We start from the raw sequence: 13,730 nt of genomic DNA on the forward strand, positions 1-13,730 counted from the left end.
CATTAACAAGGCAGCGTGCGGCTACAACCCTTCTGTGGGGTAGTGCGCTGGTAGCCTGAGCCAGGTTTAACCGGGCTGGTGATGGCGAAACAGCGGCAACAGGTAACGCTGGGCTTCATGGATAATGGCCTCGTAATACTCAGGCTCAAGGTTGCGCCACAGACGCTGATACCAGATATCCGTGCCCTCACCTTCCACCATCTGGTTGCCCGTCCAGGCCTGAATCAGCTTATTGCGCGCCTTCTGCTGGGTTTCTTCATCCCACAAAATGGCGTCGTTTTTCACGTCGTAACAGGCTTTTAGCCACTCGCCTCCGCTCTGGGGCAAAAGAATCAGGGGCTCGCGCATCCCCTGCTGGAAGCCTGCGATGAGTTCGCACAGGTAATGTTCCGCCTGCTCGCGCGGCACCGGTGGAAAACGCCAGCAGCTGTCTTTTCGACCATAAAGCCGGCTGGTTCCTTCGCCTCCGCAGGCACAGTAGACCAGATGCTCAAGCCAAAGTTGCATTCCGTGTTCAACGCGCAGCAGAGAAGGACGCCAGCGCAACAGGCCATCCGGCTGCACATGTTGCAGCCAGCCGGTCATTTCTACGTTGCCAAGCTCAAGCGCTATCTCCCGGCTTTCACCGCTATGGCGCTCGGCAAGCACCCGATCCGCCAGTACCTGCATCTCCTGTAACTGGCTTTCCCAGAACAGTTCGCCGAAGGCGCCATAGGGGAGTTCTCCTGCCGCCCGGTAGCGCCGGTAGAGCGCTTCGGGGTCCTTCTGCTCCACCAGCGTGTTCAGCAGTTGCTGGTTCATGTGATAGCGTCCCAGACTATCAAGCGTAAAAGGCTCGGCATCCGGGAGTTCGCTTTCTTCCGTGCGGAAATTGACCTTCAGCCGTAGCTGGAAAAACGCCCGTACCGGGTGACGCCAGAAACGTTGAAACTGCTCAAACGGCAGCTCTTCCAGCGTAATTGGCTCCAGCGGTTTGATAAATTCCGGGTGCGCTTCGCCCTGCTCGCTGGCGGCAGGCAGCCACTCGCGTGCGTAACTCTGGATCTCTCTGGCAGGCTGAAAGTTTTCCGCATCGAAAGGCGTGCGGGGGTAGAGCCGCATCAGGTGGGCTTTCACCTTTTGCGCGCTGTCGTCGCAGTTAAGCGACTCGTCGCCTGGCAGATAATGGCTCTGGGCCAGGTAATCCACCAGCTCCTGCACCAGCACCGATGGGTACTTCTCGCTGTTATCCTGAATGGAGCGCCCAATGTAGCTGATATAAAGCTGCTGCTGGGCGGAGATCAGCGCCTCAAGGAAGAGATAGCGGTCGTCGTCACGTCGGCTGCGATCCCCGCGCTGCGGCTTCTGGCTCATCAGATCAAACCCTAACGGTGCGAGTGCCCGCGGATAAACGCCGTCGTTCATCCCGAGCAGGCACACCACTTTGAACGGAATAGACCGCATCGGCATCAGGGTGCAGAAGTTGACCGGCCCGGCGAGAAAACGCTGGCTGATGCGTTCCTGATCGAGCATTTTCGAAAGCTCGTCGCGCAGTAAATTAAGCGGCACCTCGTCTTCATAGTGCGCGCCAATGCCCTGTTCGATTATGGCCTGCCACTGCTGCTCAATAAGCGCCAGCGCGGCTTCGGTTTCGGCATCCGGCGCGAAAAAGCTGTCCAGCATCTCGCGGCAAACCGGCAGCCACTCGGCCAGCGGCCGCGCCTGCGAGAGCCCCTTGCGCCAGAGATTAAGCTGCATCAAAAGTTCGGCAAGGTGGCCGACCAGCTCGGCAATCAGCCCGCTGGATTCATCATAGGGCAGTACCGATTGCCATTCGCCAAGATGGCTTTCCATGGCATAGCCCAGCAGCATACGAGTAAGACCGAACTGCCAGGTGTGCTGGCCCGTCGCAGGCAGTTCCAGTTCACGCACGTTGTCGTCATCCATACCCCAACGCACCCCGGATTCATTGACCCACTGGCGCAGGAAACGCAGCCCTTCTTCGCTGATATTAAAGCGGGCGGAGAGCGACGGCACTTCAAGCAATGCCAGTACGTCTTCCGATACAAAGCGGCTGTCAGGCAGTGAGAGCAGCGTAATAAACGCCTGCAGCGCCGGGTGCGCCTGGCGGGCGCGGCGATCTGAAATGGCGAATGGCAGATAGCGCTCCTGGCTTGCGCTGCCAAAGACGGCCTGGATAAAAGGGCTGTAGCTGTCGATATCCGCGACCATCACGATGATGTCGCGCGGCGTGAGCTGCGGATCCGCCTCCAGCATTTGCAACAGCTGATCGTGCAGGATTTCGACTTCCCGCTGCGGGCTGTGGCAAACATGCACGGTAATGCTGCGATCTTCTGGATGGAGACAGCGTTTTGCGTCGCTGCGCTCAAACTCTTCGAGCGTCACGCCCGCCAGCGCCTGATTGCGCAGCTCCAGCAGATCAAATTGCAGGCTGTGCAGCAGATTGTCGGGTTCGATATCAACAAACACATCCATCTCTTCGAACCGCTCAAGGCCGGAAAGCAGATAGGTATAATCGCGGCCCAGCTTGCCCCAGGAGGCTAACAGCGGGTTCCCTACCTCCTGTTCGCCTTCTTCATTAAACAAGGCGGGCGCCGCTTCGCTATTTTTGAAAAGCGGCGCGGTGCCTTCCCGCGCATGCAGCTTACGCTGGCGGCTTAACAGGCGCGCGAGGAAGGCGGGATCCTGAATGTCGCCCCAGTAATAACGGCACGGGTTTGTGAAGAGCAGGTGGACATCGATATGTTTGCCCAACGCCTGTAGCGCCTGTAAATAAACCGGCGGTAGCGCCGAAATGCCGCAGATGAACACGCGCGCGGGAAGCCCTTCCGGGCAGGATTGCGCGTTTTCAAGCGTATTAATAAAACGCTGATACAGGTTGGCGCGATGCCACTGCGGCTGCCCCAACGCTGCGGTATGCTGCACCAATGCCTGCCAGAGCGGCGCCTGCCAGCGCTGCGGCTCGCCGAGACCATCGACCATATCACCCGCTTCCCACCGCGTCAGCCATTCCGGGCGATACACCAGATATTGATCGTAGAGATCGGCCACGCGTGAAGCGAGCTGGAAGAGCTTACGCTTGTCTTCGTCATCGTGAAGGTAGTGACGCAGCATGTCGAAATCTGGCGATGCGAGCATGCCCGGCAGCAGCTTCATCAGCTTCCAGCTCATATTTTGCTTGGTAAAGGCGCTTTCCTGCGGAATATCACGCAATACGCGAACGAACATGTCCCAGATGAAACTTGCCGGAAGCGGAAACTCAATATTCGCGGCGATGCCGAATTTCTGTGCCAGGCTCATCTGCAACCACTGCGCCATGCCGGTGCTCTGCACCAGGACGATTTCGGGCTCGAAAGGATCGGGAAGCGGCTGTTGTTCAACAATGAACTCCATGATCGCCTCCAACACATCAAGCCGGTTGGAGTGATAAACCCGTAACATAGTGACTCCTGACTACTACTTTTCAGTAGGGCAATGTAAACGCCTGAGCTGCCCTTGCCTGCCCCCAGGGCTCGACACAATAACCGAAATGCTGACACATCCCGCTACGGAAGTCTCCACCCGCGTCGCTTTCCAGCCCTCCGCCAGGGGCGGCGGGCTAATTTCTGCCTGCTGGCTCGCAAAACGCCAGAGCTGCCGATAGTGCCACTGGTAAAGGAACCCCTGCGCCAGCGTCTGGTAGTAACCGGTTAACGCGCCGATGACGATGATAAACAGAACCAGCGAAACCAGAACTTCCGGCAGGCTAAACCCGGCCTGGCGGGATGGCTTCATGGCAGCTGGCATTGTTTAATCTCTGCCAGCGGACAAAAATCGCTCCAGCCACGCGGTATAAAGCGCAGCGTCTCTCCGTCGGCCTGCGCCCAGCGCCAGAGCGTGATGGGTACAGCACTCTCCTGCGCCCCCTGTGACGCGACCAACACGTGCGTTTCTGTCTGCCTGACGCAGGCCCTGCCGCCCACTTCAGGCAACGGCTGACATTGCCACTGCGGCGTGAATTGCCAGCGCCGGTACTGCGACAGCGCCTGGGCCGAGAGCGAAGCATTGAACGCTTTGATTGCTGCGCTTTCGTTTGCTGCCCGGCCAAAACGGCTATCGAGCTGCTGCTGCAATCCACCCAGCAGGAGGCTGCCCAACAGCAGAAAAGCCAGAACCATAGAAATGGTGGACATCCTTGTCTCCCTGCATTCAGAGGTTAAATCCGCTAACGCTATGCTCAACCAATACCGACTCGCCGTGATAGCGCAGCACCGTTGCCCTTAATTTCACTAAAAACAGCGGCGCGTAACCGGGCCGGCGTTTTTCCTGCACCTGAAACCTATCGATTCGCACCATGGCGGGATTAGTCATTTTCTCCCATCCTTTACCTTCGCAAGAGGCCGCGCCGCGCTGCGTTTCCAGACTGCCTTCACGCAGGCGGTATCCGGTCTGCTCTGCGTCAGTTGAAGGGGCACCTTCAAAACGGCCGTTACTGTTAGCATCCCACTGCACCAGTAAACAGGTGCCGTCGCTGTTAAGTTGCAGCGCATTGCCCTGGCAGGTGCCGTTACAATAACCGGCCCGCTGTATCTGTTTACCCACCGTAAAAGCCAGCTGCCAGAGCTCTTCCTGCAAAAGCGTTTGCTGGGCCTGGCGCAATACGCCGAGCTGCAGCGCCGGTAACAGTCTGGCGGCGCCGGTTAGCAGCACGCTGCTGATCCCAAGAGCAATGAGCATCTCAAGCAGCGAAAACCCTTTCTCGTTCAGATGCATGACGTTCCCTCGCCCGGCTCACACAACCGGATACGTCCCCAGACAGAAATAATGATCCGCCATTCGCCCGCACCATTACGCAAAATGAGATGACCGGGCCAGGCCGTATTCCGTAAGCCAAAAAAAGCCAGCCCCGGCGTCATCTCGCTGATGTCCACCTCCGGCCAGGGAGGCGAGAACTGATTTTTTGTACCCTTGCGGCACGTTTGCTCTCCACTTGCCTGCGTCCCGAGACACCAGCCCTGCGGCTCGCGCTGCAACCAGAGCTTGTAGTCTACGTTACGCCAGTTAGCATCCTCCCTGAGCTGTTCAAGGAAATCACGCGTTTGCTGTGCGGTCTGCCATAAGCGCTGCTGCTGTTGCCAGCGCTGCCAGCCGTAAACGCCCGCCGCGCTCATGCTGATAACGATGACCAGCACCACCATGACTTCAATGAGGCTGTAGCCCTGCTGTTTTCTGTTCATGGCGCAAGTGTGCCACCACGGTTAATAGTGACCAGCATTGATAAACAGAACCGGAAGACGTCTCGAAAGAAATTCGCCATATTGCACGGGGTTGCAAAAGCGGCGGAAGATGTGCCGAAAAATCGACAACAGGGATAAAAAAACCGACGCGCGCTGGCGTCGGTTATGGCAGGGTAGCGTTAGATCGCGACAGGCGCTTTGATAGCCGGATGAGGATCATAGCCTTCCAGTTCGAAATCCTCGAATCGGTAGTCAAAGAGCGATTCCGGTTTACGCTTGATAACCAGCTTCGGCAGCGGACGCGGCTCACGGGTAAGTTGCAGACGCGCCTGCTCCAGATGGTTGCTGTAGAGGTGCGTATCCCCGCCCGTCCAGACGAAATCGCCGGGTTCAAGATCGCACTGCTGCGCCATCATGTGCACCAGAAGCGCATAGCTGGCGATGTTGAAAGGCAGGCCGAGGAAGACGTCGCAGGAGCGCTGATAAAGCTGGCAGGAGAGCTTGCCATTCGCCACGTAGAACTGGAAAAACGCGTGGCAAGGCGCCAGCGCCATTTTATCCAGTTCGCCCACGTTCCAGGCGGACACGATAATACGGCGCGAATCGGGATCGTTTTTCAGTTGATTCAGCACTGTCTCAAGCTGGTCGATATGGCGACCATCAGGCGCAGCCCATGAACGCCACTGTTTGCCGTAAACCGGGCCCAGATCGCCGTTTTCGTCTGCCCACTCGTCCCAGATGGTAACATTGTTTTCATGTAGATAGGCGATGTTGGTATCGCCTTTCAGAAACCAGAGCAGCTCATGGATGATGGAGCGTAAATGACAACGTTTTGTGGTAACCAGCGGGAAGCCTTCCTGCAAGTTAAAACGCATCTGGTGGCCGAAAATAGAGAGCGTACCGGTGCCGGTACGGTCATCTTTTTGTGCTCCCTCATGGAGCACTTTGTTCATCAGTTCAAGGTACTGTTTCATGGCATCTCACGAAAGTTGCTGCTGTGGGCGGCGGCGATAAGCCCAGACCATCATGGCTGCGCCTGCGACAATCATCGGAATGGAGAGAATCTGCCCCATGCTGATGTACTGCACCCACTCGCCGGTAAACTGCGCGTCCGGCTGACGGAAAAATTCAACGATAATGCGGAAAGCGCCATAACCTATCAGGAACAGACCGGAAACAGCCCCCATCGGGCGCGGCTTGCGGATAAACAGGTTAAGGATGATGAAGAGCACGATGCCTTCCAGGAACAGCTCATAAAGCTGCGACGGGTGACGCGGCAGCACGCCGTAAGTATTAAACAGCGATTGCCATTCCGGATGTGTGGCCAGCAGGCTGATATCTTCGCTGCGCGAGCCAGGGAAAAGCATGGCGTAAGGGAAGCCGGGATCGACGCGGCCCCACAGTTCACCGTTGATAAAGTTGCCCAGGCGGCCCGCGCCAAGCCCAAACGGGATCAGCGGCGCGATAAAATCGGAAACCTGGAAGAAGTTACGTTTAGTACGCTTCGCAAACCAGATCATGACGCAGATAACGCCGATAAGCCCGCCGTGGAAGGACATCCCGCCATCCCAGACGCGGAACAGATAGAGCGGGTTTTCAAGGAACAGCGGCAGGTTATAAAACAGCACGTAACCGATACGGCCACCGAGGAAAACGCCGAGGAAGCCCGCGTACAGCAGGTTTTCAACTTCGTTTTTCGTCCAGCCGCTGCCGGGACGATTCGCGCGACGAACGGCGAGCCACATGGCGAAGACAAAGCCCACCAGATACATCAGTCCGTACCAGTGAAGCGAAACCGGCCCAAGCGAGAAAATTACCGGATCAAAATCGGGAAAATGCAGATAGCCACTATTCATCTGTCACCAAAACCTGTTGTTATCCCGCTGAAAGTGGACAGCGGGTGAGATGCTGCGCCCTTTTCCGGACGCTCCTGAGGCAGCGAATCATAGCATAAAGCCCAGCGTGGGCGAGGTCAGGAAGTTGTAAAAGATGTGTAAGAGCATGCGCTGTCGCGGCGTTACAGACCGCCGCGGATCAAGCCGCCCATGCCGCGACGTTCCATAAACGCCGCCACCTGATGGCGCACTTCGGTAGCCGACTGGGATTCGAGGCTGCGACCGCTCAGCGTCTCGGCTTCTTCCAGGGTGATATGGCGTAGCAGGTACTTAACACGGGCGACCGAGCGGCCGTTCATGGAAAGATGGTGATAGCCCATGCCGACCAGCAGCGCGACGCACATCGGGTCGCCTGCCATTTCGCCGCACAGGCAGAGATCAATGCCGAGACGCTGCGCCTCAAGCGCAATCATCTTCAGCGCGCGCAGCATCGCCGGATGCAGGCTGTCATACAGGCTGGCGACACGCGTATTGTTGCGGTCTACCGCCAGCAGATACTGGGTTAGGTCATTGGTGCCGACGGAGATGAAGTCAATGCGGCGGGCCAGGTGAGGCAGCATAAAGAGCATCGACGGGACTTCCACCATCACGCCGAGCCGGGGTTTGGGGATCTCATAGCCGAGCATCTCTTCCATTTCGCGACCCGCGCGATCGATGAGCCGACGCGCTTCGTCCACTTCATCGATGCTGGTGATCATCGGCAGCAGAATACTGAGGTTACCCGTCGCCGCGTTAGCACGCAGCATGGCGCGCACCTGGATCAAAAAGATCTCAGGCTGATCGAGCGTAATACGAATGCCGCGCCAGCCGAGACACGGGTTTTCTTCGCTTATAGGCATATAAGGCAGCTGTTTATCAGCGCCGACGTCCAGCGTGCGCAGCGTTACCGGCTTGTCGTTAAACATCTGCAACATGCCCTGATACTGCGCCACCTGCTCTTCTTCCGACGGAAAGCCGCTTTGCAACATGAAAGGGATTTCAGTGCGGTAGAGACCAATCCCGTCGATACGGCTGCCGAGCTTCTCTTCATGCTCCGGGCTCAGGCCCGCATTCAGCATGACCTGCACCCGCTCGCCGCTTTTAAGACAGGCAGGCTGGTCGACGTAGTCTTCCGCGAGGCGGCTAAGCTCGTTCTCTTCGCTGATGAGCCGCTGATATTCATGTAACAATACCGGGCTCGGGTCGACCAGCAACTCGCCGCGGTAGCCATCCACCACCAGCATACGGTGATGCAGCACCGAAGGCTGGATATCCGCGCCCATGACGGTCGGGATGCCCATCGCGCGCACCATAATGGCGGCATGGGAGTTCGCCGCTCCGTCGCGTACCACGACGCCCATTAACCGGTCATGCGGCAGTTCGGCAAGCGTGGTCGCGGAAAGTTCGTCCGCCACCAGCACGAAGCGCTCAGGCCAGGTGTTGGGGCTCTGGATGTTATCGTCAAGGTGGAACAGCAGGCGCTGCCCGAGCGTGCGCAGATCGCCGGCGCGCTCTTTGAGATAACCATCATTGAGCGCGGCAAACTGCTCGGCGAATTTCTCAATGACCTTTTTCACCGCCCACTCGGCGACCGAGCCTTTATCCACCTCGTCGTAGAGTTCACGACGCAGCCGCGCGTCCGATAACAGGTGCGAGTAGAGATCGAAAATCGCCGCTGTCTCTTTCTGTGCACCGGCGGCAAAGCGTTTACTGTAGCGACGAAATTCGCCTGCGGCCTCTTCCAGCGCGGTGGTGAGACGTTCACGCTCAAGCCCCGTGTCGAGCGTGGAGGCTTCGTACACTTGCTCCATGAGCGGCAACGTGGCGTCCATCCAGCCCTGGGCTATCGCCACTCCCGGCGAAGCCGGCAGCGCGCGAATACGGGTCTGGCGGTACTGACCAAACAGCGCGGTAAGCTGCGACTGCGACAGAATGGCCGCCATCTGGGTGGCGAGCGTTACCAGGAATGACTCTTCGCTCTCGTCGTACTGACGCAGCTCGCGCTGCTGGACGACTAATACGCCAAGCAGCTGGCGGCGCTGAATAATCGGCACGCCGAGAAAGGCGCGAAAGCGTTCTTCGCGCACGGAAGGAATGTATTTAAAGCTGGGGTGTTTTTGCGCGTCCGCGAGGTTAATCGGCTCGGCGAGGCGACCGACCAGCCCGACGATGCCCTCGTCGAAGGCAAGCGTGACGGTACGCCCGCGCGGTTTTTTAAGCCCCCGGGTCGCCATCAGGTAATAGCAACGCCGGTCGTGGTCGGCGAGATAAACCGAACAGACTTCGGTATCCATCGCAAGGCAAATATCCGTGACAAGAATATCCAGCGCCTCGTTGAGGCGCGGGGCGCTGGCAACTTTCTCGACTATTTCTCGCAACCGGGTGAGCATAATTTGCGTGGCTTAACCTCTTTTACGTCGCCAGGCAGGCGAAGGATTACGCTGCGGTGGCGCGCTCTCCTGCATCGGCATCACTACGCTTGCGAACTCCTTCATGACCCGACGATAAACATCGCGCTTAAAGGAGACGACCTGGCGCACCGGATACCAGAAGCTCACCCACCGCCAGCCGTCAAATTCTGGCGTACTGCTGGTTTGCATGTTGATATCGGCATCGTTGCTCATTAACTGCAGAAGAAACCACTTTTGTTTCTGGCCGATACATACCGGCTTTGTGTCCCAACGCACCAAACGTTTTGGTAATTTGTAACGTAACCAGTTTCGGGTTGTGGCAAGGATACGCACATCTTTTCGCTGTAAGCCGACCTCTTCGAAAAGCTCGCGGTACATCGCCTGCTCCGCCGACTCGCCAGGATTAATGCCGCCTTGCGGAAATTGCCAGGAGTGCTGACCAAAACGTCTGGCCCACATTACCTGCCCCTGACGATTACAGATCACGATACCAACATTCGGGCGGTAGCCATCATCATCGATCACCGGACTACCTCAAAATAAACCTGGATAGTAACGATTGTTTCATACTCCTCATTGACGGTAAACCACTCTGTTAGCGGGTGTGAACAGGAATAACATTTGAATAACTCACAAAAATATGCGGGGTTATAAACAGGTAGCAGGGATGAACCTGGCTTTTATTCACTTTTTCTGTGGATATCTTTGTGAAGAAGTAGCTTATTACCCAGGGAAAACCCAAAACAACCCTGAACCAAGGATAATTCTTATAGATAAAATTGTATTGCTATTCAAAAGATTAAATTTAAAAAAGCATGATACTCACTGCGCAATGTGACGATCGTCACACTGGAGATCCTTACTCTGATGAAAGATCGACCAGCGTCGTTTTTATCCACAGATTATGCCAATAAGTTAGACACAATTTGCGGAAAAAGACGGTTTTCCCCTGTCGTCAAGGCTGTAAATCGAAACAGTAGTGGGGGATTTACACAGTTATCCCATTTTTCTGTGGATAAACTGGTGTAAGATCCTGTTTATTGTCGGTGACCAGATTTGAACAACCTCGGTTTTCGACGCGAGAAATTTCTTTCTTAACGTTAAAAATCATTTTAAATCATAGCATTGTCTTGTTTGCTCACAAGCAGATAAACTCTTTCCACAAGCAGGCTTTTTGCTGTTCATTTTTTAAACAGAAGGTGTTTTTTATGGTTTCTCTCGCTCCCCTCGCCCGGCCGCCCGAAGATGAAGCGCAGCTGCTGGGCCAGGCGCAGCAGCTGGCCGGGCTAACGCTTGGTGAGCTGGCGGCGCTGGCGGGGCTCGAAACGCCAGCGGATTTGCGGCGCGATAAAGGCTGGACGGGCGTTCTGCTGGAACGCTGGCTCGGTGCCAGCGCAGGCAGCAAACCGGAACAGGATTTCGCCGCTATCGGCGTGGAACTGAAAACGATCCCCGTAGACCGCCAGGGACGCCCGCTTGAAACCACTTTTGTCTGTGTCGCGCCGCTCACCGGCAACACCGGCGTGACGTGGGAAACGAGCCACGTGCGCCATAAGCTTAAGCGCGTCCTGTGGGTGCCGGTGGAAGGCGAGCGCGCGATCCCCCTCGGCGAGCGCCGCGTCGGCGCGCCGCTGCTCTGGAGCCCGTCGGCGCAGGAAGAAGAACAGCTGCGCCGCGACTGGGAAGAATTAATGGATCTCATTGTTTTAGGTCAGGTAGAGCGCATTACTGCCCGCCACGGCGAAGTGCTACAGCTGCGCCCGAAAGCCGCCAACAGTAAAGCGCTGACGCCAGCGTTCGGCGTCCACGGCGAGCCCATCATGACGTTGCCGCGCGGCTTTTATCTGAAGAAGAACTTCACCGCCGCCCTGCTGGCGCGTCATTTTTTGTTATAAACACCTTAAATTTTTGTCAACAGCCTGCCTCAGACGCATATAATTAGCGTTTTGTTTCTTTGAGCAGGACTTTTTGAATGTTGTTTGCATGGATAACCGATCCTAATGCCTGGCTGGCGCTCGGTACGCTGACGCTGCTGGAGATTGTACTGGGGATCGACAATATTATTTTTCTCTCGCTTGTTGTGGCGAAGCTGCCGAAATCGCAGCAGGCGCTGGCGCGCAAGCTGGGCCTCGGCGCCGCGATGATCATGCGCCTCGCGCTGCTGGCGTCGATCGCCTGGGTGGTGCGGCTTACCAATCCGCTGTTTACGGTGTTCGATCAGGCCATTTCGATGCGGGATCTGATCCTGCTGCTGGGCGGCCTGTTCCTCATCTGGAAGGCCAGTAAAGAGATCCACGAAACGATCGAGGGCGAAGAGGAAGGGCTAAAAACCAACGTTCACTCTTTCTTCGGCGCCATCGTCCAGATCATGCTGCTGGATATTATCTTCAGTCTGGATTCCGTCATTACCGCAGTGGGCCTCTCCGATCATCTGTTTATCATGATGGCGGCGGTAGTGATTGCCGTAGGCGTCATGATGTTTGCCGCGCGCCCTATCGGCGAGTTTGTCGAACGGCACCCTTCGGTAAAAATGCTGGCGCTCTCCTTCCTGATCCTGGTGGGCTTCACCCTGATGCTGGAAAGTTTCGATATTCACGTGCCGAAAGGCTACATCTACTTCGCGATGTTTTTCTCTATCGCGGTGGAAAGCCTCAATCTGCTGCGCAACAAGAAAAAACCGCTGTAACACAGACGCTCCTTCGGGAGCGTTTTTGTTTATTCCCCTGTGCTTTTAAGAATTTGCCGCTTTTTCGCGTCGCCTCGCTGTTTTTTACTAGACTCTACGTGGACCCCTTCCTGATGAGGCGAAAAACAATGAATAAATGGGCTGTAGCAATTTCTGCCGTCGGATTGGCCTTCGCGGTTTCAGGCTGTAGCAGTGATTACGTCATGGCGACCAAAGATGGCCGTATGATCCTGACCGAAGGTAAACCGCAGGTGGATGACGAAACCGGGCTGGTGAGCTATCGCGACCCGCAGGGCAACGAGATGCAGATTAACCGCGATCAGGTTTCGCAAATCATTGAGCGCTAAATAAAAGGTCAGCATCGCGCTGACCTTTTGGTTTTTTCTCCCTTCCCTCTTTTCCTTTTGTCTCCCCTCTGCCATGTTTATATTCCTTTGTCAGGAATGGCCTGACGCGGACTGAACAACAGAAGGTAGGCTGGCTATGCATTATCACCGTATCCCTCATAGCTCACTTGAAGTCAGCACGCTGGGGCTGGGAACCATGACTTTTGGTGAACAAAACAGCGAAGCCGACGCCCATGAACAGCTCGATTACGCCGTAAGCCAGGGCATAAACCTGATTGATGTCGCCGAAATGTATCCCGTCCCGCCGCGCCCGGAAACCCAGGGCCTGACGGAAACCTATGTCGGCAACTGGCTGAAAAAACGCGCCAATCGCGAAAAGCTGATTATCGCCTCGAAGGTCAGCGGCCCGAGCCGCAACAGCGACAGCGGCATCCGGCCTAACCAGGCGCTGGATCGCAAAAATATCCGCGACGCGCTCGACGCCAGCCTGAAACGTTTACAGACTGACTACCTCGATCTTTATCAGGTGCACTGGCCGCAGCGCCCGACCAACTGCTTCGGCAAGCTCGGCTACAGTTGGACTGACAGCACGCCGGTCGTCACGCTGCTGGAAACCCTCGAAGCGCTGGCGGAATTCCAGCGCGCCGGGAAAATCCGCTATATCGGCGTCTCCAACGAAACCGCGTTTGGCGTGATGCGCTACCTGCACCTGGCGGATAAACACGATCTGCCGCGCATCGTCACCATCCAGAATCCGTACAGCCTGCTGAACCGCAGCTTTGAGGTGGGACTGGCGGAAGTGAGCCAGTATGAAGGCGTGGAGCTGCTGGCCTATTCTGCGCTGGCGTTCGGCACGCTGACCGGGAAATACCTGAACGGCGCGAAACCCGCTGGCGCGCGCAATACGCTCTTTAGCCGCTTTACGCGCTACAGCAGCGAGCAGTCGCAGAAAGCGGTCGCCGCTTATGTGGACGTGGCGAAACGACACGGGCTGGATCCGGCGCAGATGGCGCTGGCGTTCGTGCGCCAGCAGGCCTTTGTGGCCAGTACGCTGCTCGGCGCGACGACAATGGAACAGCTGAAAACCAACGTCGAAAGTCTGCATCTGACACTGAATGAAGAGGTGTTGGCGGAGCTGGAAGCGGTGCATCAGATCTATACCTATCCGGCGCCGTAAGACGTCATCGCCATTAGTA

General features: G+C 56.6%; 13 protein-coding genes. 4 read left to right on the plus strand and 9 right to left on the minus strand.

Annotated elements, in window-relative coordinates; genetic code table 11:
* Positions 1-66: 66 nt before the first annotated feature.
* From recC to rppH, 9 genes are all read right to left on the minus strand, one after another.
* Positions 67-3,441, minus strand: a complete 3,375-nt coding sequence (gene recC, locus AFK67_RS16650) for an exodeoxyribonuclease V subunit gamma (protein ID WP_007724443.1) — start codon at positions 3,439-3,441, stop codon at positions 67-69.
* Positions 3,442-3,456: 15 nt separating this feature from the next.
* Complete coding sequence (locus tag AFK67_RS16655) at positions 3,457-3,774, minus strand: prepilin-type N-terminal cleavage/methylation domain-containing protein (protein WP_007751988.1); 318 nt, start codon at positions 3,772-3,774, stop codon at positions 3,457-3,459.
* The gene (locus tag AFK67_RS16660; RefSeq protein WP_007724441.1) at positions 3,771-4,172 is read right to left on the minus strand and encodes a DUF2509 family protein; all 402 of its coding nucleotides are present in this window, start codon (positions 4,170-4,172) and stop codon (positions 3,771-3,773) included. The genes AFK67_RS16655 and AFK67_RS16660 overlap by 4 nt, the downstream gene beginning before the upstream one ends.
* Positions 4,173-4,188: 16 nt before the next feature.
* Positions 4,189-4,752: a prepilin peptidase-dependent protein gene (locus AFK67_RS16665; RefSeq protein WP_007724439.1), complete on the minus strand. Its 564-nt coding sequence runs from the start codon at positions 4,750-4,752 to the stop codon at positions 4,189-4,191.
* Positions 4,743-5,216, minus strand: coding sequence for a prepilin peptidase-dependent protein (locus AFK67_RS16670; protein WP_007724436.1), 474 nt, complete (start codon positions 5,214-5,216; stop codon positions 4,743-4,745). Before AFK67_RS16670 ends, AFK67_RS16665 begins: the two co-directional genes overlap by 10 nt.
* Before the next feature lie 179 nt (positions 5,217-5,395).
* The gene (gene thyA / locus AFK67_RS16675; RefSeq protein WP_007724433.1) at positions 5,396-6,190 is read right to left on the minus strand and encodes a thymidylate synthase; all 795 of its coding nucleotides are present in this window, start codon (positions 6,188-6,190) and stop codon (positions 5,396-5,398) included.
* A gap of 6 nt (positions 6,191-6,196) precedes the next feature.
* Positions 6,197-7,072, minus strand: coding sequence for a prolipoprotein diacylglyceryl transferase (gene lgt, locus AFK67_RS16680; protein WP_007724430.1), 876 nt, complete (start codon positions 7,070-7,072; stop codon positions 6,197-6,199).
* Positions 7,073-7,233: 161 nt separating this feature from the next.
* Entirely contained in the window at positions 7,234-9,480 is a 2,247-nt protein-coding gene (ptsP, locus tag AFK67_RS16685; protein WP_007724427.1) for a phosphoenolpyruvate--protein phosphotransferase, read from the minus strand.
* A gap of 12 nt (positions 9,481-9,492) precedes the next feature.
* A complete protein-coding gene (gene rppH, locus AFK67_RS16690; RefSeq protein ID WP_007724422.1) occupies positions 9,493-10,026 on the minus strand; it encodes an RNA pyrophosphohydrolase in 534 nt (177 codons plus the stop codon).
* A 683-nt stretch (positions 10,027-10,709) separates the two neighbouring features.
* On the opposite strand from rppH, the gene mutH reads away from it, so the two are divergent.
* The 4 genes from mutH to AFK67_RS16710 all read left to right on the plus strand — a co-directional run bounded on the left by mutH (position 10,710) and on the right by AFK67_RS16710 (position 13,711).
* Complete coding sequence (mutH, locus tag AFK67_RS16695; protein ID WP_038884449.1) at positions 10,710-11,396, plus strand: DNA mismatch repair endonuclease MutH; 687 nt, start codon at positions 10,710-10,712, stop codon at positions 11,394-11,396.
* Positions 11,397-11,473: 77 nt separating this feature from the next.
* Positions 11,474-12,187, plus strand: a complete 714-nt coding sequence (locus AFK67_RS16700; RefSeq protein WP_007724415.1) for a TerC family protein — start codon at positions 11,474-11,476, stop codon at positions 12,185-12,187.
* A gap of 128 nt (positions 12,188-12,315) precedes the next feature.
* On the plus strand, positions 12,316-12,534 hold the full coding sequence (locus AFK67_RS16705; protein WP_004385948.1) for a YgdI/YgdR family lipoprotein: 219 nt from the start codon (positions 12,316-12,318) through the stop codon (positions 12,532-12,534).
* A 136-nt stretch (positions 12,535-12,670) separates the two neighbouring features.
* Complete coding sequence (locus tag AFK67_RS16710; RefSeq protein WP_007724411.1) at positions 12,671-13,711, plus strand: NADP(H)-dependent aldo-keto reductase; 1,041 nt, start codon at positions 12,671-12,673, stop codon at positions 13,709-13,711.
* Positions 13,712-13,730: the final 19 nt, after the last annotated feature.

This window comes from Cronobacter dublinensis subsp. dublinensis LMG 23823, from assembly GCF_001277235.1.
GTDB classification, from domain to species: domain Bacteria; phylum Pseudomonadota; class Gammaproteobacteria; order Enterobacterales; family Enterobacteriaceae; genus Cronobacter; species Cronobacter dublinensis.

Coding starts and splice junctions, on each gene's coding strand:
- recC (WP_007724443.1), bottom strand. CDS start 3,441: ATGTTACGGGTTTATCACTCCAACCGGCTTGATGTGTTGGAGGCGATC.
- AFK67_RS16655 (WP_007751988.1), bottom strand. CDS start 3,774: ATGAAGCCATCCCGCCAGGCCGGGTTTAGCCTGCCGGAAGTTCTGGTT.
- AFK67_RS16660 (WP_007724441.1), bottom strand. CDS start 4,172: ATGTCCACCATTTCTATGGTTCTGGCTTTTCTGCTGTTGGGCAGCCTC.
- AFK67_RS16665 (WP_007724439.1), bottom strand. CDS start 4,752: ATGCATCTGAACGAGAAAGGGTTTTCGCTGCTTGAGATGCTCATTGCT.
- AFK67_RS16670 (WP_007724436.1), bottom strand. CDS start 5,216: ATGAACAGAAAACAGCAGGGCTACAGCCTCATTGAAGTCATGGTGGTG.
- thyA (WP_007724433.1), bottom strand. CDS start 6,190: ATGAAACAGTACCTTGAACTGATGAACAAAGTGCTCCATGAGGGAGCA.
- lgt (WP_007724430.1), bottom strand. CDS start 7,072: ATGAATAGTGGCTATCTGCATTTTCCCGATTTTGATCCGGTAATTTTC.
- ptsP (WP_007724427.1), bottom strand. CDS start 9,480: ATGCTCACCCGGTTGCGAGAAATAGTCGAGAAAGTTGCCAGCGCCCCG.
- mutH (WP_038884449.1), top strand. CDS start 10,710: ATGGTTTCTCTCGCTCCCCTCGCCCGGCCGCCCGAAGATGAAGCGCAG.
- AFK67_RS16700 (WP_007724415.1), top strand. CDS start 11,474: ATGTTGTTTGCATGGATAACCGATCCTAATGCCTGGCTGGCGCTCGGT.
- AFK67_RS16705 (WP_004385948.1), top strand. CDS start 12,316: ATGAATAAATGGGCTGTAGCAATTTCTGCCGTCGGATTGGCCTTCGCG.
- AFK67_RS16710 (WP_007724411.1), top strand. CDS start 12,671: ATGCATTATCACCGTATCCCTCATAGCTCACTTGAAGTCAGCACGCTG.